The sequence below is a fragment of the Arthrobacter bambusae genome (assembly GCF_022606295.1).
Classification (GTDB): domain Bacteria; phylum Actinomycetota; class Actinomycetes; order Actinomycetales; family Micrococcaceae; genus Arthrobacter; species Arthrobacter bambusae_A.
The window spans coordinates 83,280-105,622 of sequence record NZ_JAHHZS010000014.1; the positions used below are offsets into that span (position 1 = coordinate 83,280).

The 22,343-nt window shown below is 62.2% G+C and carries 19 protein-coding genes and 1 other RNA gene; 14 read left to right on the plus strand and 6 right to left on the minus strand.

Features of this window, described 5'->3' with window-relative positions:
* Positions 1–3: 3 nt before the first annotated feature.
* From rfbB to KNN17_RS11680, 3 genes are all read right to left on the minus strand, one after another.
* Positions 4–1,002 (minus strand): dTDP-glucose 4,6-dehydratase, encoded by a 999-nt coding sequence (gene rfbB, locus KNN17_RS11670; protein ID WP_078108409.1) that lies wholly within the window; start codon positions 1,000–1,002, stop codon positions 4–6.
* Positions 1,003–1,173: 171 nt separating this feature from the next.
* Positions 1,174–3,765: a GH25 family lysozyme gene (locus KNN17_RS11675; RefSeq protein WP_241709242.1), complete on the minus strand. Its 2,592-nt coding sequence runs from the start codon at positions 3,763–3,765 to the stop codon at positions 1,174–1,176.
* Positions 3,766–4,455: 690 nt separating this feature from the next.
* Positions 4,456–6,360, minus strand: coding sequence for an S-layer homology domain-containing protein (locus KNN17_RS11680; RefSeq protein WP_241709243.1), 1,905 nt, complete (start codon positions 6,358–6,360; stop codon positions 4,456–4,458).
* A 192-nt stretch (positions 6,361–6,552) separates the two neighbouring features.
* Between KNN17_RS11680 and KNN17_RS11685 the strand changes: the two genes are divergently transcribed.
* The 13 genes from KNN17_RS11685 (at position 6,553) to ssrA (ending at position 16,851) form a co-directional block, all read left to right on the plus strand.
* The gene (locus tag KNN17_RS11685) at positions 6,553–7,776 is read left to right on the plus strand and encodes a CpaF family protein (RefSeq protein WP_241709245.1); all 1,224 of its coding nucleotides are present in this window, start codon (positions 6,553–6,555) and stop codon (positions 7,774–7,776) included.
* The gene (locus KNN17_RS11690; protein ID WP_241709247.1) at positions 7,776–8,627 is read left to right on the plus strand and encodes a type II secretion system F family protein; all 852 of its coding nucleotides are present in this window, start codon (positions 7,776–7,778) and stop codon (positions 8,625–8,627) included. Before KNN17_RS11685 ends, KNN17_RS11690 begins: the two co-directional genes overlap by 1 nt.
* Entirely contained in the window at positions 8,624–9,559 is a 936-nt protein-coding gene (locus tag KNN17_RS11695; RefSeq protein WP_241709248.1) for a type II secretion system F family protein, read from the plus strand. The genes KNN17_RS11690 and KNN17_RS11695 overlap by 4 nt, the downstream gene beginning before the upstream one ends.
* A gap of 123 nt (positions 9,560–9,682) precedes the next feature.
* Positions 9,683–9,946, plus strand: a complete 264-nt coding sequence (locus KNN17_RS22670; protein ID WP_372489664.1) for a hypothetical protein — start codon at positions 9,683–9,685, stop codon at positions 9,944–9,946.
* A 42-nt stretch (positions 9,947–9,988) separates the two neighbouring features.
* On the plus strand, positions 9,989–10,372 hold the full coding sequence (locus tag KNN17_RS11705; RefSeq protein WP_241709250.1) for a TadE family protein: 384 nt from the start codon (positions 9,989–9,991) through the stop codon (positions 10,370–10,372).
* Complete coding sequence (locus tag KNN17_RS11710; protein WP_241709251.1) at positions 10,353–10,871, plus strand: hypothetical protein; 519 nt, start codon at positions 10,353–10,355, stop codon at positions 10,869–10,871. The genes KNN17_RS11705 and KNN17_RS11710 overlap by 20 nt, the downstream gene beginning before the upstream one ends.
* A 65-nt stretch (positions 10,872–10,936) precedes the next feature.
* Positions 10,937–11,347 (plus strand): pilus assembly protein TadG-related protein, encoded by a 411-nt coding sequence (locus KNN17_RS11715; protein WP_241709252.1) that lies wholly within the window; start codon positions 10,937–10,939, stop codon positions 11,345–11,347.
* Between the two features lie 65 nt (positions 11,348–11,412).
* Complete coding sequence (prfB, locus tag KNN17_RS11720; RefSeq protein ID WP_241709253.1) at positions 11,413–12,528, plus strand: peptide chain release factor 2; 1,116 nt, start codon at positions 11,413–11,415, stop codon at positions 12,526–12,528.
* A 171-nt stretch (positions 12,529–12,699) separates the two neighbouring features.
* Positions 12,700–13,464, plus strand: coding sequence for a cell division ATP-binding protein FtsE (gene ftsE / locus KNN17_RS11725; RefSeq protein WP_241709255.1), 765 nt, complete (start codon positions 12,700–12,702; stop codon positions 13,462–13,464).
* The gene (gene ftsX, locus KNN17_RS11730; protein ID WP_241709256.1) at positions 13,461–14,375 is read left to right on the plus strand and encodes a permease-like cell division protein FtsX; all 915 of its coding nucleotides are present in this window, start codon (positions 13,461–13,463) and stop codon (positions 14,373–14,375) included. The genes ftsE and ftsX overlap by 4 nt, the downstream gene beginning before the upstream one ends.
* A gap of 74 nt (positions 14,376–14,449) precedes the next feature.
* Positions 14,450–15,805, plus strand: a complete 1,356-nt coding sequence (locus tag KNN17_RS11735) for a M23 family metallopeptidase (protein WP_241709276.1) — start codon at positions 14,450–14,452, stop codon at positions 15,803–15,805.
* A gap of 64 nt (positions 15,806–15,869) precedes the next feature.
* Positions 15,870–16,340 carry an SsrA-binding protein SmpB gene (gene smpB, locus KNN17_RS11740; protein ID WP_028264808.1) on the plus strand — a complete coding sequence of 157 codons (471 nt, stop codon included), beginning with the start codon at positions 15,870–15,872 and terminating at the stop codon, positions 16,338–16,340.
* A 142-nt stretch (positions 16,341–16,482) separates the two neighbouring features.
* Positions 16,483–16,851: a transfer-messenger RNA gene (ssrA, locus tag KNN17_RS11745) on the plus strand.
* Between the two features lie 690 nt (positions 16,852–17,541).
* Here the strand turns inward: ssrA and KNN17_RS11750 are convergent.
* The 3 genes from KNN17_RS11750 to KNN17_RS11760 form a co-directional block, all read right to left on the minus strand.
* On the minus strand, positions 17,542–18,015 hold the full coding sequence (locus KNN17_RS11750) for a DUF3237 domain-containing protein (RefSeq protein ID WP_241709258.1): 474 nt from the start codon (positions 18,013–18,015) through the stop codon (positions 17,542–17,544).
* Positions 18,012–19,763, minus strand: a complete 1,752-nt coding sequence (locus tag KNN17_RS11755) for a CocE/NonD family hydrolase (protein WP_241709259.1) — start codon at positions 19,761–19,763, stop codon at positions 18,012–18,014. Before KNN17_RS11755 ends, KNN17_RS11750 begins: the two co-directional genes overlap by 4 nt.
* A 72-nt stretch (positions 19,764–19,835) precedes the next feature.
* Complete coding sequence (locus tag KNN17_RS11760; RefSeq protein WP_078108422.1) at positions 19,836–21,206, minus strand: MFS transporter; 1,371 nt, start codon at positions 21,204–21,206, stop codon at positions 19,836–19,838.
* 175 nt (positions 21,207–21,381) lie between these two features.
* Between KNN17_RS11760 and KNN17_RS11765 the strand changes: the two genes are divergently transcribed.
* Positions 21,382–22,308 (plus strand): PaaX family transcriptional regulator, encoded by a 927-nt coding sequence (locus tag KNN17_RS11765; protein ID WP_241709260.1) that lies wholly within the window; start codon positions 21,382–21,384, stop codon positions 22,306–22,308.
* Positions 22,309–22,343: the final 35 nt, after the last annotated feature.

Sequence of the window (22,343 nt, forward strand, 5' to 3'; positions counted from 1 at the left end):
CGTCTATTGGCCCTGTTCCTTGTACTTGGCCTCGGTTTCGGCTTTCTGGGGACGCCACCATGCTTCGTTGTCGCGGTACCACTTGATGGTGTCTTCGATGCCGGCCTCGAAGTTGGAGAACTCGGGCTTCCAGTCCAGCTCCGTGCGCAGTTTCGTGGAGTCGATCGCGTAACGGAGGTCGTGGCCTGGGCGGTCCACCACGTGGTCGTAGGCATCGTTGTCCTGGCCCATGTGCGCCAGGATGAGCTCCACGACATCCTTGTTGTTCTTCTCGCCGTCCGCGCCGATGAGATAGGTTTCCCCGATCCTGCCCTTCTCGATGATTGCCAGAACGGCGGAAGAGTGGTCGTTCGCGTGGATCCAGTCGCGGACGTTCTCGCCCTTGCCATAGAGCTTTGGGCGGATCCCGTCGATCACATTGGTGATCTGGCGCGGGATGAACTTTTCCACGTGTTGGTACGGGCCGTAGTTGTTTGAGCAGTTGCTGATGGTGGCCTGCAATCCGAAGGAGCGCACCCATGCCCGCACCAGCAGGTCTGAACCGGCCTTCGTCGAGGAGTAGGGGCTGGAGGGATTGTACGGAGTGTTCTCGGTGAACCGTTCCGGGTCATCGAGCTCAAGATCGCCGTAGACCTCGTCGGTGGAGATGTGGTGGAAGCGCTTGTCATGCTTCCGGGCGGCTTCGATGAGCGTGTAGGTGCCGATGATATTGGTGTCCAGGAAGGGACGCGGGTCATGCAGCGAGTTGTCATTGTGCGACTCTGCGGCGTAGTGGACCACGACGTCGGCCGCGGCCACGAGGGGCTCGACGACGGAAGGGTCCGCAATGTCCCCCTGGACGAACGTGAGCCGCTCGCTCGGTAGGTGCTTGATCGACTCCAGGTTCCCGGCATAGGTGAGCTTGTCCAGCACTGTGACGTGGTGGTCCGTGTTAGCTATGACGAAGTGGACGAAATTTGAGCCGATGAAGCCGGCGCCGCCGGTTACGAGGAGTCGCTGCATAGTTCCATACGTTACCGGATTTACGCCAGTTATCTGTTCCGCAATGGCCGCGGACGAGCGTCGCATTGATCCTGTCAACGACGCCGGTTCACGGCGAGAGCGAAAAACCCTCCACCTACCCCGAAGGCGGGGACCCAGCGATGGGTCCCCGCCTTCGGGCACTTGCTGCAGCTACGGGGTGAGAATCTTGACCCCGCTTGCAGAGCTCCAGGTAATTGTTGCGCCTTGGAACGACTGGGTGCAGCTCGTCCCATCGGGGCTGCAGGTCTGACTCGTCGTCGGATAACCAGCGCGGCCGCCTTCAAAGCCCTGACCGGCCCAAGCTTGTTGGATCGGTCCGGGCACCATGGCTTGCGCACCGCTCGTCGGGGACCACATGATGGTCCCGTTCTCGAAGTTTTCGAAGCAACCGCCATTGCGCAGTCCGCAAATCGTGGCGCTCGTCGGATAACCGAGGCTCCCTGATTCGAAGCCTGACTGCCCCCACCGTGCACGGATCGGGTCGGAGGTCATAGGCTGGGCGCCCGTGGCCTGGGACCACATGACGGTTCCCTTTTCGAAGTTCTGGAAGCAGCCCCCGTTGCGGAGTCCACAGATCTGCGCGCTCGTGGGGTACCCGAGGGTCCCTCCTTCGAAGCCCGATTTGACCCAGGCGTCCCGAATCGGACCCATCAAGAGAGCGTTGGCACTTGTCCCGGCAGACAACATGATGGTGCCGCCTTGGTAATTCTGGAAGCAGCCACTGTTCCGGAGGCCACAAACGACGCCGGAGGCCGGGTAACCGAGACGCCCGCTCTCGAAGCCTCCTTGTTGCCACAGGTCGCGGATCGGACCGTTGATGCTTGGCTGCGCACCGGTAGCCGGCGAGTACATCAAAGCGCCCTTGGCGAACATCTGGAAGCAGCCGCCATCCTTAAGGCCGCAGATTTGAGCAGAGACCGGATAGCCGAGTGAACCTGTCTCCATGCCTGAGAGCTTCCACGCGTCCAGCATTGCGCCCGCGGCTACCGATTGGATGGGTGTCGAGTTCGAATAGACCACGGATCCCTTTTCGAAGGACTGGATGCATCCGGAGTCTGTGAGTCCGCAATTTGCGGACGAGGTCGGATATCCGAGGGATCCGTTCTCGAAACCGGACTTTTGCCAATAATCCAAGAGCCTTCCGGTGAGCGTGAAGGCGCCGGTATTCGGGGAGAACATTATTACCCCGCCTTGGAACAATTGGTAGCAGCCGCTGGCGCGGAGTCCGCAGACTTCCTTGGCCAGAGGGAATCCGATTGGCACTGACTGGGCACGCGCGGTGTTCCACGTGTCCGCGATTCCCAGGATGATCGGCCACGCGCCGGAGGTTGATGTCCAGGCGACCACACCTCCCTGGAATTTCTGCACGCACGAGGAAGCGTCACACGTCGCTTCCGCTACCGGATATCCGAGCACCCCGTTCTCGAACCCGGTTCCTCCCCAGGCATCCAACATGGGTCCGGATTTGACGAGCACGGGTGGCGTGGATGGGCTCGACAGAACCGATCCGGCCTGGAACGTCTGGAAACATCCCCCGTTCTTGAGCCCGCATGTCAGGGAACTGGTCGGATAGCCGAGCGCCCCGCTTTCAAAGCCTTTCGACGCCCAGTAGTCCCGAATTGCTCCCGGTTGGACCAGCGCAGCCCCTGAGGCTGGTGACCACAGGAAACTTCCACCCTGGAAGTTTTGGAAACAGCCACCGTTCTTGAGCCCACAAATGAGCTCGCTCGTGGGGTAGCCGGCCCGGCCGCTCTCCAGTCCGGTACTCCGCCAGGCATCGGCTATGGGGCCGGGGGTGATTGCCAGCGCCCCGGTTGCCGGCGACCACATGATCGTTCCGCCCTGGAATCCTTGGAAGCAGCCGCCGTTGACGAGACCGCAGGTGATCGCCGTCGTCTGGTTCCCCAGGGCCGGGTGGCCGTTGCGATACGCACTGATCTGGTCGGACGCCGCCTGAGGGACGGAGTTCCCCGCGAAAGTCGAGAGTGAGGCGAAGTCGCCGTTCCAAATGTTTGAGTCGCCCGAGAACGGGCCTGTGCTGCTGTATTGCCAAAAGCTGAATTGATTCCAACTGGCCGGAAGCGTCCCCGGCGAACTGCTGGGACTTGAAGGATAGGAAGCGATCCACAGCGGATAGTTGGCGAAACTGCCCGAGTTTCCTGTGCATGTGGCCCACCAGTCAGTGGTGCTGTAAATGACGGGGTATCGTCCGATGAGCGACTTGACGGTATTTCCAAAGTCGGAAATCCACGAGGCCATCTGGCCTGCAGACATTCCATAACAAGTGTTACCGAAATAGAACCCATTGATGGTCTGGCCCTCGTACGGGTTGTATTCGATGTCGAGCACGGGAGGCAGGGTGTATCCGTCAGCGGACCATCCACCACCGTTGGCCACGAAGTACCTGGCTTGGTCTGCGCCGGATGACCAGTTGGGAATGGCAAAGTGGTAAGCCCCCCGGATCATCCCGACGCTGCGTGAACCATCGTATTGCTGGGAGAAATTCCCATTGACGTAATAGTTGCCCTCAGACGCCTTGACGTAAGCGAAGCGCGAACCTTGGTTCCACTGCGCCGCCCAGTCAACGTTGCCCTGGTACGCGCTAACGTCCTGGCCGGCGATCCCGTACGGCGGACTCCAATGGCCCGGGTCGGTCGCCTGGGAAATGGCTAGGGGAATTGCACCGGCTACTGCCCGGGAGCCGGCCACCACATGCAACGACTCTTCCTGCTTGTTTGCCATGACACGAGGAGAGCGTTGACCCATCTCGGCACCGCCGGACGGGATCGCCTTTCGCATTGCGGCCTTCATAGCGTCGGCGGTCGTCGGGTTTCCGCCGGGCATCTTGATCGCATCTGAGGCCTGCGGCGTGGGAATTGCGGGATCAGAGCCTTGAACGCTTGGCGCCGGGGAAGGCGCTGGCGCGGGGACCGACGGCGTTGCCGGATTAGGAGCGCTTGGTTTGGTCGCTGATGTCGTAGCCGGAGACGACGGTGACGGGGCCGTTGGCACCAGCTCCGAGGCGCCGGACTGTGCGGGGGCAGCGACGGTCATCAGCAGCACCAAGGATAGCGCCGCGCCTGCGCGGGCCAAGGGTGAACGACGGGCCGTTTCGGCTTTGGTTTTATTCATTTTCAATTCCGGCAAGGTGCCGCTCAATTGACGGCACATGGTGATAGCTTGCGACTGCAGCTCCAGCAACTAACGCTTCTGCAGTGCACCATAAGGGCCAGCTCCTAACCGGGACACCATAGCATTCGGGGGCAGGAGTGGCCAGAGTTTTATGTGTTGCTGGTGTGACTGGTGGTTGAACAGTTACCCAACGACCACGCCAGCTCGGTCGCCACCCTGTTTCTGTCCGAACGCGGGGTACTCCGAGCCAGACGGTTCACGGCGACCGGACTGGCATCCAGCTGTGCCCGACTGCGGTCCTCAACGTCCGATTCTGGCGTTGTAGCGGTACATGAACGCCGCCATGGCGTCGCGGTTGACGGGGTTCAGCGGCTGGAAGGTGCCGTCGGCATATCCGGTCGTGATGCCGGTGGAGGCCAGCCACGTGATTTCGAGATAGAACGGGCTGACTGGGGTGAGATCGGTGAACGGTGAGACGCCGGGCTGGGTGTATGCGGGTTTACCGGCAAGTCGGTAGAGAAATGCAGCCATGGCGTCGCGGTTGACGGGATCCGAGGGGCGATAGGTGCCGTCGGGGTATCCGGTCGTGATGCCGGTGGTGGCCAGCCAGGTGATTTCTTTGTAGAACGGTGAAAGGGGCCCAATGTCCTTGAACGGAGAGATCGCCGGGGGCACGTAGGCGGGGCTTCCCCTCAGGCGGTAGAGGAAAGCGGCCATGGCCTCGCGGGTGACGGGCTGGATGGGCTGGAACGTACCCTCGGGATAGCCCTTGGCGATGCCGTTGTAGGCCATCCACGTCACTTCCGTGTAGAAAGGGTAGCTTTCGGGGATGTCCGTGAAGGAAGGCGGGCTCGAAGCCGTGAATGCCGTCAGGCCTTGCGCGGTGCCGAGTCCGGTGGGTCCGTCATAGCCGTAGCCGGCGGTGCATAGATAAGGGATGGTGCACGTGCCGTTCGCACCGTTCGCAACGTCATTCAGCGCCCAGGGGGAGCTGTAGGCAAGTTGGGCAGGGGAGGTCCCCGCAGGTGGAGGGCCGGTGAGGGCGTATGTGGCTGCGATGACGGGCGCGGCCGCGCTGGTTCCCCCAAAGACCATCCACCCGCTCATCCCGTTGCTGGGCGTGCTGTCGTAGACGGCGACGCCGGTGCTCGGGTCGGCGACTGAGGCCAGATCGGCGACGGTGCGGTTCGGGCAGCCCGTGTCGTGCTGCCAAGCAGGCTTCGGCTCGTAGGCGGAGCAACCGCTGCCCGGACCGGCAGCGCCGGAGCCGGTGGCTCCCCACGCGCGTTCCGTCCAGCCCCGGACTTTGCTTGTGTCGAGGTTCAGGGTAGTGCCGCCGGCTGCGACGACGTTGGGGGAGGACGCCGGGTAGTTCACCGTGGGCGGGGCGGTGGCGTTCGTGTAACCGTTGTCGCCGGAGCTGGCCACGAGGGGGATCCCGGGGTGATTGAAGTATTCGGCATCGTATCGGGTGATCCCGGAGGATTCCGGTCCACCGAAACTCATCGACACAGCACTGGCACCAAGGTTGACCGCCGTATTGACCGCTGCACCCAGATCGGTGAGGGAATTGGATGTGGCCTCGACCAGCAGGATGTTGCAGTTCGGGCAGGCCGCCGAGACCATCTGGACATCGAGGGACGCTTCCTGCGCCCACCCGGCGTCGGCGCCCGGCAGGGAGTTTCCGCCTGCCTGGTCCACTTTGCGGAAGCATCCCGTGGCTGAGGAACACGGCGCCTGCCCGTACTTCGTCCGGTAGACACCAAGATCAGCCTCGGCAGTCGGGGCATCGTACGGATCCACTACCGCTACGGTTCTGCCGGTGCCTGCGGTGAGTGAAGGCAGCTTATAAGCGGACTGCAGGTCTGCCGGTCCGTATCCAGCTGGAACCAGCTGCCCCACGGCCAGGGGACCGGCAATTTCATCATCGATCTCCGCATGGCACGATGCGTAGCCCGGGGGTGCGTCTGCGCATACCTTTGAATGCCGGTGTCCCTTCAGCCGTGCCATGGACTGGGCGGCCGGCGTGGGCTGAGGGGGTGGGGCAGTTGCCGTTGACGGTCCAGGAAGAAGGCTGGTTGAGCTTTCTTCTGCCTGCGCAGGCGCGACGATCGCGATCGGCAGCATCAGAACCGCCGTGCCGGCTAACCATCGTGGCCGGCTGAACCAGCGACCGCGGGAGTATCCGCGCGGTGTTTTCGGCATGAGATCCTTCTTTGCACGGGATTTGGGCGTCGGGAGTGACCAGAGATTCACGTGTTTCTGGTGTGACTTACGGATAAGACAATTATCCACAAGTCACTCAATTTGACTTGGTCTCGCGTTGAAGCCTCCCCTACTTTTAACCTTGTTGAAGGTTTTCCGCAGCGCCTGGGCGCATGCTGCATTGGGGGGAAAATGGAGGCATTGCGCATCGTCGAGGATGAAGTCCGCGAGCTGATTCGTCGCCGCGGACTGGATCCTTTGAGCCAAGCGGTCGAAGTGCACCGGCTCGTCGAGGCCGCCGTCAATGACTACGATGAGCGGGCACTCCTTGGTCCATTGCCTCCTTTGGGACACTTGGACAGCGCCCGCAAGTACGTGTTCGACGCCGTTGCCGGCTTCGGGCCGCTCCAGCCGCTTCTGGATGACCCCACCATAGAAGAGGTCTGGCTCAACGCGCCCAACGAGGTTTACGTTGCCCGGAATGGCGAATCCGAACTTACCTCGATCAGCCTCGGCGAGCAGCAGGTTCGCGACCTCGTTGAGCGGATGCTTAAGAGTTCCGGGAGGAGGCTCGACCTCTCGTCACCCTTTGTTGACGCAGCCCTCCCCGACGGTTCGAGGCTCCACGTCGTCATTCCCGACATAACCCGCCGCCATTGGGCCGTGAATATCCGTAAATTCGTGGTCAAGGCGACCCGGCTCGAGCATCTAGTGGAGCTCGGGACATTGACCCCCGAGTCAGCCCGATTCCTGGGAGCTGCGGTGGCCAGCGGATTGAACATTCTCGTCTCCGGAGCCACCCAGGCAGGAAAGACGACAATGCTCAACTGCCTGGCAGCCAATATCGGCTCCCGGGAGCGGGTCATCACTGTCGAAGAGATCTTTGAACTCCACCTTCCGTTGCGTGACGTCGTCGGCCTCCAGTGCCGCCAGCCAAACCTCGAGGGTCAAGGCGAAATTCCCTTACGCCGGCTCGTCAAGGAGGCTCTTCGCATGCGGCCGGATCGCCTCGTGGTGGGCGAAGTCCGGGAAGCGGAAAGCCTGGACATGCTCATTGCGCTGAATTCGGGCCTTCCCGGCATGTGCACCATCCATGCGAACTCCGCCCATGACGCCGTGACCAAGATTTGCACGTTGCCGCTGCTGGCCGGCGGGAACATCTCGAGCGCGTTCGTGGTGCCGACCGTCGCATCGTGTATCGACCTCGTGGTCCATTGCAGCCGCCACCCGGACGGACGCCGCCAAGTCACCGAGATCCTTTCGTTGGGTCGGCGCGTGGAGAACGGCATCATTGAGTCGTCACAGGTGTTCGCGATTCAGGACGGCAGACTCCAACCCACGTCGAATTCCATGCCGGCAGCAGAGAAATTTTCCCGGGCAGGTTTCGACGTCGCCGCGCTGCTGGAGCATTACTGATGGCCCCGCTGCTTGGCGTTCTCTGCGGACTGGGGATGTTCCTCATCTGGTGGTCTGCGTGGGAACACCCTCCCGCCGTCAAGGAGCCCAAACCGAAACGCCTTGAGTCCTTGTTGCTCACGGCCGGGATTGAAAAGGTGAGCGGCGGGGGATTCATTGCATCGTGCCTCGGATTGGGACTTTTCACCACACTCGTGATCTACATCGTGACAACGTCCTTTTCGATCGCGGCGTGCTTCGGCCTCTTTGGTGCGTGGCTTCCCCTGGCCGTTGTGAGATGGCGGGCGCGCAGGCGGACCGGCATGCTCCGCGAGCTCTGGCCCGACGTGGTCGACCATTTGCGCTCGGCGATCCGCGCGGGACTTTCGCTGCCGGAGGCGCTTATCCAGCTCGGGGACAAGGGCCCCGAAGAGCTGCGGGCACTCTTCCGGGAGTTTGGTGCGGATTACCGTTCCGGTGGCCATTTCGATTCGGCGTTGAACAAACTCAAGGAGCGCTTGGCAGATCCCGTTGCCGACAGGATCATTGAGGCGCTCAGGCTGACCCGCGACGTGGGCGGATCCGATCTGGGCCGGCTTCTGGGAACTCTCGCTGAGTTCCTTCGTGAGAGCGCGAGGACCCGCAGTGAACTTGAGGCACGACAATCATGGACCATCAACGGAGCGCGCCTCGCGGTTGCGGCCCCATGGATCGTCCTGATGCTGCTGGCTAGCAGGCCGGAGGCTGTTGCCGCTTACAACTCCGCGGCCGGGGTCAGCGTGCTTGGAGGCGGAGTGCTGGTCTCGGCGCTCTGCTACTGGGTCATGCTGCGCATTGGCGCGCTTCCCGAAGATGAAAGGGTGCTTCGATGACGGCGCTGACTGCACCAACCGTATTGTGCGGACTTCTCATGGGCGCCGGACTTTGGCTGATCTTTGTTCGCATGCCGTTCATGCGCCCCATTCCGTTCGCGGAGCGGATCGAGCCGCAGCTCAGGTCCCAGAACCTTGGATCGCGGTTGCTGTCGGCCCCGGACGTCGCACCGTTCGGCCCGCTGGAGCGTATTGTGCGGCCTGTGTTCCAGGACGCGCTCCGCAACCTGGCGAAGTTCAACCTCGGCACCGCGTCCCTTAACAAAAGGCTGGCCAAGGCCGGCTCCGCAAAGTCCGCCCTGGACTTCCGGGCAGAGCAGTTGCTTTGGGCGGCGGCGGGCTTTGCCGCGGCGGTGGTCGTAGTGCTCATGAGTGCGGCGGGGGGACGGTTCAGTCCGGGGATTGCCGTCGTCTCGGTCTTGGTTTCCGCGCTGGGTGGATATCTTTTCCGCGACTACATGCTGGGGATGCGGATCAAACGCAGGGAAAGGCTGATGCTGGCGGAATTCCCCAGCCTTGCCGAACTGATGGCCCTGGCGGTGGGAGCGGGGGAGAGCGCCAGCGGGGCCCTCGATCGAGTATGCCGGACGGCCCGCGGCGAGTTGGCGAAGGAGTTTTCCTTGGTACTGGGCGCCATGCGGGCAGGTACGCCCTTGGTCGAGGCCCTGCACGGGTTTTCGGGACGAACCGACCTCGGCCCGCTGGTTCGGTTCGTGGATGGAATTGTCGTTGCCGTCGAACGCGGTACTCCATTGGCCGATGTCTTGCGGGCCCAAGCTGCGGATGTCCGCGATTCAGCCAAGCGGGAGCTGATGGAAACGGCTGGTCGCAAGGAAATCGCGATGATGGTGCCGCTGGTTTTCGGAGTCTTGCCGCTCACCGTGGTCTTCGCCGTCTATCCCGGCTTGGCCGCGCTGAATCTTGGCTTCTGACGATGACCTCCGGCAAAGCCTTTCCATCACATGAGTATAGGTTCGAATGCCGATACCAAAACCGCAAGGAAATCTACAACGGATTCCTGCACAGCGAAATGGGGGAAAATGAAACAGGGAAAAATGAATAAGCGCGGAGGTCGAGGCCTGCCCGCATTCGGCCTTTTGCTGTGGCAGCTGTGGACACTTCTGTGGCCCGGATCAGCACTAGGAACAAGACCAAACCAACGTCCGATGCCCGACGACGACCATCCCGAGCGGGGCGACGTGCCTGGTTGGGTCATGATCACATTGATGTCCGCCGCGCTTGTCGCCGGTCTGCTGGCGCTGGCCGGCCCGGCACTCGAGGCACTCTTCAACCAGGCCATGAGCAAGGTCGGAAAGTAGTCCATGCCGTTCCGCAGCAGGGGAGCGGGAGACGGCAGTTGCATGAGTGCAGGTCGCGGCGATGAACGCGGCTCCGCCGTCGTGGATTTTGTGCTGGTCGGCGGTCTGTTGACCGTATTTTTCCTTGCCGTCATTCAACTGGCCCTTGTGTTGCATGTGCGCAATACCCTCATTGATGCGGCATCGTCCGGAGCCCGGTACGGCACTCTCGCCGACCGGACTCCGGCCGATGCGCGTGAGCGCACCGCAGACCTGATCGGAACAGCGCTGAACGCAGACTTCGCCCGGGACGTCTCGACGTCGGAGGCTGGTTTCCAAGGAATCCGCACCTTGGAAGTGACAGTGCGGGCACCGTTGCCGGTCATCGGGTTGATTGGACCCGTGGGGGCGTTGGAGGTGAGGGGGCATGCTGCGTCTTCCCGCTGACCTTGGCCGTACCGTCCTTGCCCGTTTCAGGGAGGCCGCCCGCCTGCCGTTCCCGGACGGCCCGGAATCCAGCGGTTCACAGTGTGGCGCGGAGCGGGGAAGCGCGGTAGTCGAGTTCATCCTTATGGCACTCCTGCTCATGGTTCCCTTGGTTTACTTCATTGTCACCATTGGACAAATCCAGGGTGGCTCGTTCGCCGTTGTGGGGGCAGCGGACCAGGCCGCCAAGGTGTACGTCATGCAAAAGGACACCTCCCAGGGGCGCGTCGCCGCTGAACAGGCTGCTCTTTTGACCCTCGCCGACTATGGACACTCCGCGGAGCAGGCGTTTGTGGACGTCGCGTGCGACCGCGGCGATTGCCTGTCCGCCGGGGCAGCGGTCACGGTTACGGTCAAGCTCACGGTTCCGTTGCCGATGGTGCCTTTTGGAGAGGCTCTGAGCCTGGACGCCGCGAATCTGAGTGCGTCGGCCACGCAAATCGTCGGACGGTTCCGGTGAGGGATCTTCCTGGGCAAGGGGATGTGCTGCGGCCACGCGGATCGGAGGGGGAACACGGCCAATTGATGGTCTTGACCATCGGTTATGTGGTGATCGCGTTGTTGCTTGCAACGGTCGTTGCTGCGGCTTCCGCCATCTACATCGAGCATAAGAAGCTCCTCTCCCTGGCGGACGGAGCTTCGGTGGCAGCGGCGGACAGCTATTCCCTTGGCCAGGTAGACGGTGGTGCCGAAACCCCGTCGGCCGTCCTCAACAGCGAGCGGGTGCGCCACGTGACCGGGTCATACCTCAGCCAAAACGGCGCCCATTCACGATTCGATCAACTTGCCGTCGCCCCTGGTACCGGAAGTCCGGACAGCACTACGGCCGAGGTTGTGCTGAGCGCGGTCGCCCATCCGCCCGTGATCAGCTTCATCCTTCCCGCCGGTGTGCCGATCGAAGCCCGTTCCACCGCGCGTTCCCGGTTGACGCGCTAGTTCCAAGCGTCATACGTCCAGTCCCGTGCGGAGGCCACCAACGGATGGCGTACTCTGGAACAACCATGGCTCAGATTGATTTTCCCGCAGAAATCCGCGCGCTCCGCTCCATCTACCGCTCCATCGAACAGGTTTCCGATGTCGAAAAGCTCAAGGAAGAGATCGCTGAACTGAGCGAGCGGGCGGGTGAACCGAACCTCTGGGACGATCCAGCATCCGCGCAAGTGATTACGTCCAAGTTGTCCCACCGGCAGTCCGAACTCGAGCGGTTGAACAGGCTGACGGGCCGAATCGACGACCTTGAGGTCCTTGTCGAGCTCGGCCAGGACGAGGACGACGACGCCTCCATGGTCGAAGCCGCCACGGAACTCGAATCGATCCGCAAGTCCCTCAAGGAACTTGAAGTGGTAACCCTGCTCTCAGGCGAATATGACGAACGCGAAGCCGTCGTCACGATTCGTGCCGGCGCCGGCGGTGTTGATGCGGCGGACTTCGCCGAGATGCTCATGCGCATGTACCTGCGGTGGGCAGAGCGCCACGGCTACCCGACCACGGTCATGGACACCTCATACGCCGAAGAAGCCGGCCTCAAATCAGCGACTTTCGAGGTCAAAGCGCCGTACGCGTTCGGTACCCTCAGCGTCGAAGCCGGGACGCACCGGCTCGTCCGCATCAGCCCGTTCGACAACCAGGGCCGGCGGCAAACGTCCTTTGCCGCCGTCGAAGTCATCCCGCTCATCGAGCAAACCGACTCAATCCACATTCCGGACAATGAGATCCGCGTCGATGTGTTCCGGTCTTCCGGTCCTGGCGGGCAGTCCGTCAACACGACGGACTCCGCAGTACGTTTGACCCACATTCCCTCGGGGATTGTGGTGTCCATGCAGAATGAGAAGTCCCAGCTGCAGAACCGCGCAGCGGCAATGCGCGTTCTCCAATCAAGGCTCCTCCTCCTGAAAAAGGAGCAGGAAGATGCCGAGAAGAAGGCATTCGCAGGTGACGTGAAGGCATCCTGGGGTGACCAGATGCGTTCGTACGTGCTCAATCCGTACCAGATGGTCAAGGACCTGCGCACTGAACACGAAGTAGGCAACACGTCAGCGGTATTCGACGGCGACATCGACGACTTCATCGACGCCGGCATTCGCTGGCGCACGGGTAACCGCAACGCCGAAGGGTAAAGCCGCCTGAGCTGGGAGCCTGATTAGGCGACACACCGCAGCAAGCCCGCGATTCCATGGCGGAGCGTGCGTATAGTCGAAGAGCCGGCGCTCAACTTCCCCCAACGAAAGCCCGTGCGCTGGCGGTTGGACTGGCCGAACGTGGCATGTCCGGCGGGGTTCTGAAGAGTCATGATCCGATTTGAGAATGTCACCAAGGTCTACGACACCAATGCCCGTCCGGCGTTGGATGCTGTCAACCTTGAGATTGACCGTGGAGAATTCACCTTCCTCGTCGGGGCCTCGGGCTCCGGCAAGTCGACGTTTCTACGACTCATCCTGAAGGAAGACCGTGCAACGTCCGGTTCGGTCTACGTCGCCGGCCAAAACGTAGCCAACATTTCAAGCTGGCGGGTCCCCAAGCTTCGCCGTGGAATCGGCGTCGTTTTCCAGGACTTCCGTCTGTTGCCGCAGAAGAATGTCTTCGCCAACGTGGCCTTCGCCATGCAGGTGATCGGCAAGAGCCGCAGCATCATCCGGGAGACAGTCCCTGAAGTGCTGAAGACGGTCGGGCTTGAAGGCAAGGAACGTCGCATGCCCCATGAGCTGTCCGGTGGCGAGCAGCAGCGCGTGGCCATCGCCCGCGCCGTCGTCAACCGCCCGGGAATCCTTCTTGCTGACGAACCCACCGGAAACCTGGATCCCATTACCTCGATGGGCATCATGGGCGTGCTCGACAAGATCAACCAGAACGGCACCACTGTGGTCATGGCAACTCACGACGACGACATTGTGAACGAGATGCGCAAGCGCGTCGTGGAGCTCCGGAACGGAGTGGTGGTCCGTGACGAGGCCAGGGCGCTCTACACCTCGATGATTCCGGTGGTGGGGGAGTCCCGGCGGATGAAGGACGCGAGCGATGCGGAAATCGACCGCGCGCAGGGGGTCCAGCAGTGAGGCTCGCTTTTATCCTGGGCGAGATCGGCAGCGGCCTGCGCCGGAACCTGTCCATGGTGATTTCCGTTGTCCTGGTGACCTTTGTCTCCCTCACATTCGTCGGCGCAGCCGGAATGCTGCAGATGCAGATCAACCAGATGAAGGGCTACTGGTACGACAAAGTCCAGGTCGCTATCTTCCTCTGCAACGACTCCTCGACGTCGACCGGATGCGCTTCGGGCGCGGTCACCAAAGAGCAGCAGGACAACCTGGTCAAGATGCTCGAGTCACCAGCAGTCAAGCAGTACATCAACGATTACCAGTTCGAGTCGCAAGCAGATGCGTTCAAGCACTTCAAGGAACAGTTCTCCAACTCTCCGATTGTTGATTCGGTCACCCAGGACCAGCTTCCTTCGTCCTTCCGGATCAACATGAAGGATCCCCAGAAGTACCAGATCATCAGCGAGACCTTCTCCTCCCAAGCCGGCGTGGAGACCGTGAGCGATCAGCGCCAGGTCCTTGAACGGATCTTCGAGTGGATGAACGGTGCCTCCGTGGCGGCAATGGTGGTCGCGGGAGTCATGATCTTCTGTGCAGTCCTGCTCATCACCACAACCATCAGATTGTCCGCATTCAGCAGGCGACGCGAGACAGGCATCATGCGCCTCGTGGGAGCATCGAAGACCGTCATCCAACTGCCGTTCATCCTCGAAGGCGTCATCGCCGCCGTCGTGGGTGCAGTCCTGGCTTCCGGAACGCTGTGGTTGGTGGCCCAGTTCTGGCTCAACGGGGACTTGTCGCAGCAATTCCTGAATACTCCGTTTATATCCTCGACCCAGGTACTCGTGATTGCGCCTGTCCTGATAGCGTTGGGCGGCGGCCTGGCGGGGATTTCCTCCCTCCTGACCCTCCGCCGATATCTCAAGGTGTAGCCATGAAAAGCACTGATCCCGAGCGAACAGGACAGCCGATGCCCCGGAAGTACCAGGCTGCCCTGCAGCTGCGCATGGCGAGCGGCCGCGCCAAGGTTGCCGGCTCGGTGCTTGCCATCGCGCTGGTTGCGAGCCTTGCAACTGCCCCCATGGCACAAGCGGACGACCTCGACGACCAGCAAGCGGCCCTCAACGCCGAATCGGCGCGAGTGCAGCAGTCGCTGGAATTCGTTGATGCCAACATCGCCAAGGCTGCCGGCGACCTCGTGGTCTACCAAGGCCAGCTTCCGGGAGCGCAACAGGCACTGCTCGATGCCCAGGGCAGGGTCGCCAGCGCAGTGAAGGACGCTGATGCCCTGGCTGCCCGCGTTGATCTGGCGCAGCAGAGCAAAGCCCAGATCACCCAGCAGTTGGAAAACGACAAGCAAAAGATCACTGAGACCAAGAAGCTCATCGGCCAAATCGCGGCTCAGGCTTACAAATCCGGTGGTGTTCCGACGAACGTTGCCTTGCTGTTCGGATCGAACGACGGCGGCAACCTCACGGAATCCATGGACCTCGCCAACCAGGCGATGCGCAGCCAGAACGCCACGATGACGAAGTTGACGCAGCAGAGCGCCACGAACGTGAACTCGCAGGCCCGGCTCGCCGCCGTCGAACAGGAAATCCGAGATCTGAAGGCGAAAGCGGACGCCGCACTGGAGCGGGAAAAAGCCGCCCGCGATGACGCCGCAGCCAAGAAGGCGCAGGTGGACAAGCTCATTTCCGATACCACCCGCCTCAACAGCCAGCTTCAGGCGGCCAAGCCAAGTATCCAGGCCCAGCTCCAACAAGTGAAGGCGAACCAGGATGCCGTCGCGGCGGAAATTTCCGAGCGGGACCGCAAGCTCCGAGAAGCCTGGTTGGCTGAACAGCAGCGAATCGCCGCGGCCGCTGCGGCAGCCGCGCAGGCGCAAAACCAGGCACCCCCGCAACCTTTTGTCCCACCAGCGAGCAACCCGCGCTCCAACTTCGGCTTGATCCACCCGGTACCTGCGAACATCCCGATCACCTCAGGCTTCGGTTGGCGTGCGACGCCGCCAGGAACCATCGATTTCTACGGCCAGGGCGGTTACATGCACACTGGCATCGACTTCGGTGCCCCGTGTGGAACACCCGTGTATGCAGCGGCTGCCGGCACCGTATTTTCCGCCGGTTGGGGCAACGACGGCGGGGGCAACCGTGTCAAAATATCGCACGGAGTCATCAACGGGGATTCCCTGACCACGGTCTACTACCACAACACGAGCGTGGTGGTTTCTTCCGGACAGCAGGTGAGTCAGGGCCAGCTCATCGCATATTCGGGTACCACGGGTAACTCCACTGGTTGCCACGTGCACTTTGAAACCTGGGTGAACGGGCAGGCTGTTGACCCGATGAACCTTCTGTAGCCCGCAGGACAGTGTTCTACTGGCGTAGACTAGTGTGATTCTTCGACAACCAAGGAGTTCTACCGTGCCCAAGGAAAGTGGCCGTAAGGTAGTGGCCACCAATCGCAAGGCTCGGCATGACTACCACATATTGGATACCTATGAGGCTGGCATTGCCCTTATGGGAACCGAAGTAAAGTCCCTGCGTGAAGGCCACGCCTCGATGGTCGATGGCTTCTGCACGTTCTACAACGACGAGTTGTGGATGGAGGGCATCCATATCCCCGAGTACAACCAGGGGAGCTGGACCAACCACGCCGCACGCCGCCGTCGGAAGTTGTTGCTTCACCGCGAGGAACTCAACAAAATCTCCGGCAAGATCCGCGAGACGGGGCTGACGGTAGTGCCGCTCCAGCTGTACTTCCTGGACGGGCGTGCCAAGGTGGAGATCGCCTTGGCCCGAGGCAAGAAGGATTACGACAAGCGGCAGACCTTGCGCGAGCAGCAGGACAAGCGCGAATCGCTGCGTGAACTGCGCGAACGCAACCGCCGCTAAGCTGCGTCGTCAAGGACGTCCGCAGCCAAGCGTGTCCCGGAATGTTCGGGTGCTGCGATGCGTTATGATGATTAACCCGGCAGGTTTTTAGGGTGATCGTTTTCGGGCGACCATCGTGCTGCGGGGATTGATAACAAAATACGGGGATGATCGGTTTCGACGATGTTAGTCGCGACAGGTGAAGCGGGCCGAGGATGCAGAATTATCTCGTAAACGCTGTCTGCAAACCAATAAGTGCCAATTCTAAGCGCACTGACTTCGCTCTTGCTGCCTAAGCAGTAAGACAGTCCGTCAGCCCGAGGTTGCTATTGCCCCGGATCCTGGCGTCATTTAGATAGCCACTGCTGCTTGCCTTCGTCATCGAGGCGAGCGGGACTCTTAGATGACTGGGCCCGGATTAGCTACTTGTTCGTACGATAGCTGGGGCCGAGAAAGTCCGACGCGAACTGCGCCCGGAGAAGCCCTGACAACACGACATCGGACGGGGGTTCAATTCCCCCCATCTCCACTTTTGTGATGAGTCGAGACATCCTTCACGGATGGCTCGGCTCATCGGGAACACCCCGGTCTTCGGACCGGGGTGTTTTTCTTTGTCCGGGTGGGTAACCGCGGGCGGGGTCAGTGGTTCGGACTCCGTGCTGCCTGCTCGCCATCCGCACTGTCGACGCCGTCAGGAGGGTTCCCAGGTTCCCCCTCGCGGTGTTTGGCCACGGGTTTGCGGTCAACCAGCCTTCTTCGCTGGTGTCCAAAGACCATCACAACGGCTACCAGTGCGGCTCCGACAAGGACCATCACGACCCATATCCATTGTTGCCCGTCCACGTTCGCCCCAATCTCAGCCCGTCGGCTGGGTCCTGCGTTGTGCTACGAAAGGCCCTCGTTCCGTCGGCCTAGGCTTGGAGGACAGGACCGGTAAGGAGTCAGTCTTTCTCCTGGTGGTTTGCGTAGGCGATGCACCGACCCCGGTTTTCGGAAGGTGGGTTGTCCATTGAGCAAGGCTCCCTGCATATTTTTTCGCTGCGGCCCCTCGCCGGTCTGGACCCAGTCGTGGCCATCCGCCCATCTTTTTTGGCATGAACGCTGTCCGACACGATAGGACTGCGGGCGGTTGCTTTCTTGAGTACCCCCTACTTGTTTTCGGGGACCCCTACGCAAGGACTGCGCCTGTCCCCACAGCGTGATTGTTAACCAGTGGGCGCCGCTAGTCGATCAAAAAGATCCGCACGACCACCTGATCCGGATGGCGTTCGCCGGTTCCGACAGCCAGCCGGTTGTTGAGGTAGGCGAGTCCGGGCGCAGAACTGGTCAGACGCGGCCAGCAGCGAAAGTAGATGCGGTCCGCCGCGACATCTTCGCCGCGGTTCAGCCGTTCGATGTCCTCTGCCGTACCGTGGCGGAGCGCCGTGTTGTGGACGTAGATGCGTTGTCCCGCATCTGTTTCGAGGGCATATCGGGCATCCAGTTCCGTCAGCTCCCGGCTGCGCAGTATCTGGTAGTCGGCGCCGCCGGGGAGGACCTTGCCTGTGACATGGGGGCCGTCGAAAGTGCCTCCGGTGATTGGCACTATCCGGCGGTGCCCCTCCGGTGTCGTCCCGACGTCGACCGGCAGCCCGACGTCGACGGCCACTTCGGCGAAGAAGGACAGCCCCGGCGCGGCCGTCCGGCCGGTGTTCACAGGACGCCAGCGGTCAGGCGGCTCGGGTGCAGCTCGCCGAAGCGGATGCTTTGCCGGGCAACGACTGAGTGGTCGGAGTTGTAGGCGCGCTTGCCGGTGTTCAGGTTCCTGTCCCAGCGCGGGTGGCAACTGGAAGTCACTTGCACACGGAGCCGTTCGCCGGGCGCGAAGGTATATGCCGTCTGCCAGAGGCTCACGGTGTATTCATGGACGCTGCCGGGTTCGACCAGTGAAGGCTGGTGGCCGGGAGAGTACCGTCCGGTGCCCGCGTAGCTATCCCGCCAGGAGGCGCGGACGATCCCGTCCGCCAACGACAAGGATGTTCCGTCGGGTGCTACGCGGCAAAGACGAATGACGAAATCCGTGTCCACGGCGGAAGTCGAGGCGAAGAAGCTTGCGCGCACTTCCCCGAACACTGTCAAGGACTCGGTGAAGGCTTCGCTGGTGAACACGAGCACGTCTTCCCGCTCCTCAACGGCTTCCTGCCGGGCCGGTCCTGCGGGGAAGGTGCCGTGGATCATCGTGGCTCCTCCCACCGTAGGCACGGGGTCCAGGGGATCGTAGTCGAATTCGGCAATGCCGTCCGCTTCGGGTTCGTGGGAGAGGGATCCGTCCCGTCCGAAATACCAGGACCGTTCGCCGCTTGGAACCGGGAGTTCTTCGAAGCCGCGCCACTGGTTCTCACCCATGAAGTAGAGCAACACCGGGGGAACGCGGCGCAGGCGCTCCGGGTGGTTCTTGAGGACGGCGTCGAACCAGTCGGTGTGGATCCGGGACAAATCCCCCAGGCCGTTCATCATCCCTGACGCCGCGGCGATCCCGAAGTTGATGTCCGGATAGGCGCCAGTGAAGTTCGTGTGGGTCCAGGGGCCGACGATCAGGCGAGGCGCGGGGGAGCCCTGGGCCTTGCTCAAGTCGAGCTGCTTTTCGTACTGTTCGAAGGTGTTGGGTGCGAAGATGTCGAACCAGCCCCCGATGTGCAGGGTCGGCAGCGTGACCGCTTGTGCTGACGCAGCATCCCACAGTTTGGTGAAGCGGCTGCCCGGATCTTCACCCGCGGAGGGCAGCACATGGGAATTCATGAAAGTTCCGAGTTTCGGGGAGAGCCTGCGCAACGGAAGGGTGTCGAAGAGCGATCCGTCGGCGAATCCGCGGTCAAGGTCGAGCCAGGACCCGAGCTCCTTTTCCCTGCGCTCGGGGTCGTCGTGGAACTCGCGCATCAGTTCGTTCACGGAGATTGAGGCGTGGCCCCAGCCGAGCCGGCTGCCGAGTTCGTGGGCTCCACCCCGGTAGAGCGCGCCGTTGTTCGCATTCCCGCCTGCTGAAATGCCGAGGGCGAGGGCACAAAGGGCGGGTGGCGACAAAGATGCGGCCCGCCATTGTGTCTCGGCGAAATAGGATCGACCCCACATCGCGACGCTGCCGTCGGACCAGGGCAGCCCGGCGGCCCAGGCAACGGTGTCGGCGCCGTCGGAGGCTTCGTGGACGGACGGGGTGAACACGCCGTCCGAGCCGAACCGGCCGCGGCAGTCCTGGAGAATCACTCCATAGCCTGCGGCCGCTACGGTTGCGGGGTTGAAATAGGCGGAATTTACCGAGAGGTCCCTGCCATAGGGAGTCCTGGTGAGCAGGACCGGAAACCGTCCGCCGCCGTCGTCCGCAGGGCGATAGACGGTTGACCGCAGGACGGTGCCATCGGTCATATGGGTTTCGACGTCGGTCTCAATGAGTACGGGGAGCGGGCTCACGTGGGCGGTCCTTTAGCTTGGGGGAGTTCGGTCCGCGGAGAAGGCACGAAGCCGCGCCTCCTCCGCGGAAGCCTAAGACGGGCTGGAGGTCTTCGTGCCCAGGGCTTCAGTAGGTACTTTGTAGGTCTCTTTGACCCAGATGGCTGTCACTGCGGCGGAAACGAGGCAGCAACCCGCGGTGAAGGCCGCGACGGGTACCCACCCGGTGGGGCCCGGCTGTACGATTGCCGCTGCGATGGTCGGCGCGAACCCGGTGACAATCAACCCGAGCTGCGAGGCTGTGGCGGCGCCCGTGTAGCGGATACGGGTTTCGAACATCTCCGCTGTCATGGAGGGGCCGAGCGGATTGACCAAGCCATAGCCGACCGTCATGAACATGATGGCCGTGACGAAGATCAGCAGGATCGAGCCGGCGCTGATGGACCAGAAGAATGCGAAGGCCGAAGCGGCACAGATGATGTTGCCGGCAATGAATACGGGCTTGCGACCGATTCTGTCGGCCAGGACGCCCGCGTATGGCTGGACGACAATCGCGAGGGCCGCGGTCACGATGGTGACGGTGAGCATGACGGCGGCGGGGATCCCGAACTTTCCGGAGTAGGCAAGGGCGAAGGCGGCGAAGACCGAGGACACGACGCTCCACAGGCCAAAGAAGATGACCTTGATGATGGTGGTCCAGTGGTCCCGCAGGACGACTTTCAGCGGCAGTTCCGTGGAGCCATCGGATTCCTTTGCCGATTCGAACACCTCGGACTCGGGAAGGCGAAGCCGGATGTACAGGCCCACCGCCACGACAATGATGCTCGCGAGGAACGGCAAGCGCCAGCCCCAGCTCAGCAGTTCGGCCTGTGGAAGGAGGGACACCGCGAGGAACGCCAGGGAGGCGAGCATGATTCCGGCGACGGCTCCGGTGTTGACCCAGCTCCCATAGAACGCCCTCTTGTTGCTGGGGGCGTGCTCCAACGTCATGGTGACCGCGCCCACCGATTCTCCGGCGGCGGAAGCGCCCTGCAGGGCGCGAAGCAGGACCAGGAGAACAGGGGCTGCGGCGCCGATCGCTGCAGTGGGCGGCAGGCAACCGATGAGGAAGGTGGCAACCCCCATCATGACCAAGGTGAGAACCAGCATCTGGCGCCGGCCAATGCGGTCACCGAAATGCCCGATGACACTCGCGGCCAGCGGGCGGACGAAATATCCGACTCCAATGGTCGCCATGGAAAGAAGGGTGCCCAGTGCCGGGTCGATTCCGGGGAAGAAGAGCTTGTTGAAGATCAGGGCCGACGCCGAGCCGTAGATGAAGAAATCGTAGTACTCGAGCGTGCTGCCGATGAAGCTGGCGGCGGCAGCGCGGCGGGCATGTCCGGTGCCGGCGTGGCTGGGTGAAGGGGCGATGTCAGCGGACGGCGTCAGTGCCGTCGGCGGAACGGTGGGACCAGCGGTCATTGCGGATCTCCTGGGTGTGAAGGGGGCTTGGGGCTCGCAGTGCGGCAGGGACTGAGTTCCGCTGAGAATTGTGGTCTGCATCACTCGTAGAAAAATGGTATGCGACTTCTTCCACGTCCGTCAACACAAGTGCATAATAAATTAATTGCGGCGGGAGGACTGAGAGAATGGGTAGGTGACACCAGCTGCTTCCTCCGCTCCGGGGTTGGTCCCAGATGCCCCTGTGGACTTTCCGCGCCCCTTGAAGGGTTCCTCCACCCAGCACCTGATCACCACGATGCTGGGCGATTTCTGGCAAAACACGGACGAGTGGATTCCCGCAAAGCTGATCGCTGCCCTGGCAGCACCGCTTGGCGTGTCGCCGTCGGCCTGCGCGACGGGCCTCAGCCGCTTGGCGAGCAGGGGTGTTTTGGAGCAGTCCAGCGCTGGAAGGTCCTCGCGGTACCGGTTCACCCACCGCGCCCGGGTGCGGCTTCGGATCGGATTCGAGCAAGTGCGCCTGTTCGGCAGCCAAAGCAACGCTTGGGACGGGTCCTGGACCGTGATCGCTTTTTCTGTCCCCGAGTCCTCCAGGGAAATCCGGGACATGTTCCGCTCCCGGCTTCGATGGCGGGGATTCGCCCCTCTTTACGGCGCACTGTGGGTATCGCCGCGCGACCATGCCGAGGAGCTGGAAGAAAACTGCGCGTCTTTTGGCGTCGAGGACTACGTCATCTTCCGGACGGCGGATCGGAGCCTGCGCGGAAAAAGCCTTATCGCGGCGTGGTCGCCCGAGGAGTTGGCTGAGCAGTATGCGCCGTTCATCGAGAGCTACAGTCCGTGGGTGGAGAAGGCGAATTCCGGCCTTGTTACCGCCGCAGAGGCCTTCCGCGTCCGCACGATGGCCATGGACGCCTGGCGCGCTTTTCCCTGGAACGACCCCGATCTGCCCGCAGAGCTCCTCCCCGAGAAATGGCCGTTGGCCGAAGCCCGCAAGGTCTTCGTGCAGGTATACGACGGCCTGGCTGCTTCGGCACTGGCCCACGTGGACGCGATCGTTGCCGACGCCGCACCGTCCCTCGGTGGGTCTGCGTCATGCCTCCCTATCGAGACCGGACGCTGACCAAGCACCGCGGATACGGCACGCAGCGTACCAAC

Coding starts and splice junctions, on each gene's coding strand:
- KNN17_RS22670 (WP_372489664.1), top strand. CDS start 9,683: ATGAATAAGCGCGGAGGTCGAGGCCTGCCCGCATTCGGCCTTTTGCTG.
- KNN17_RS11760 (WP_078108422.1), bottom strand. CDS start 21,206: ATGACCGCTGGTCCCACCGTTCCGCCGACGGCACTGACGCCGTCCGCT.
- KNN17_RS11690 (WP_241709247.1), top strand. CDS start 7,776: ATGGCCCCGCTGCTTGGCGTTCTCTGCGGACTGGGGATGTTCCTCATC.
- KNN17_RS11715 (WP_241709252.1), top strand. CDS start 10,937: ATGGTCTTGACCATCGGTTATGTGGTGATCGCGTTGTTGCTTGCAACG.
- ftsE (WP_241709255.1), top strand. CDS start 12,700: ATGATCCGATTTGAGAATGTCACCAAGGTCTACGACACCAATGCCCGT.
- KNN17_RS11685 (WP_241709245.1), top strand. CDS start 6,553: ATGGAGGCATTGCGCATCGTCGAGGATGAAGTCCGCGAGCTGATTCGT.
- rfbB (WP_078108409.1), bottom strand. CDS start 1,002: ATGCAGCGACTCCTCGTAACCGGCGGCGCCGGCTTCATCGGCTCAAAT.
- KNN17_RS11710 (WP_241709251.1), top strand. CDS start 10,353: ATGCTGCGTCTTCCCGCTGACCTTGGCCGTACCGTCCTTGCCCGTTTC.
- KNN17_RS11680 (WP_241709243.1), bottom strand. CDS start 6,360: ATGCCGAAAACACCGCGCGGATACTCCCGCGGTCGCTGGTTCAGCCGG.
- KNN17_RS11735 (WP_241709276.1), top strand. CDS start 14,450: ATGGCGAGCGGCCGCGCCAAGGTTGCCGGCTCGGTGCTTGCCATCGCG.
- prfB (WP_241709253.1), top strand. CDS start 11,413: ATGGCTCAGATTGATTTTCCCGCAGAAATCCGCGCGCTCCGCTCCATC.
- KNN17_RS11675 (WP_241709242.1), bottom strand. CDS start 3,765: ATGGCAAACAAGCAGGAAGAGTCGTTGCATGTGGTGGCCGGCTCCCGG.
- KNN17_RS11695 (WP_241709248.1), top strand. CDS start 8,624: ATGACGGCGCTGACTGCACCAACCGTATTGTGCGGACTTCTCATGGGC.
- KNN17_RS11705 (WP_241709250.1), top strand. CDS start 9,989: ATGAGTGCAGGTCGCGGCGATGAACGCGGCTCCGCCGTCGTGGATTTT.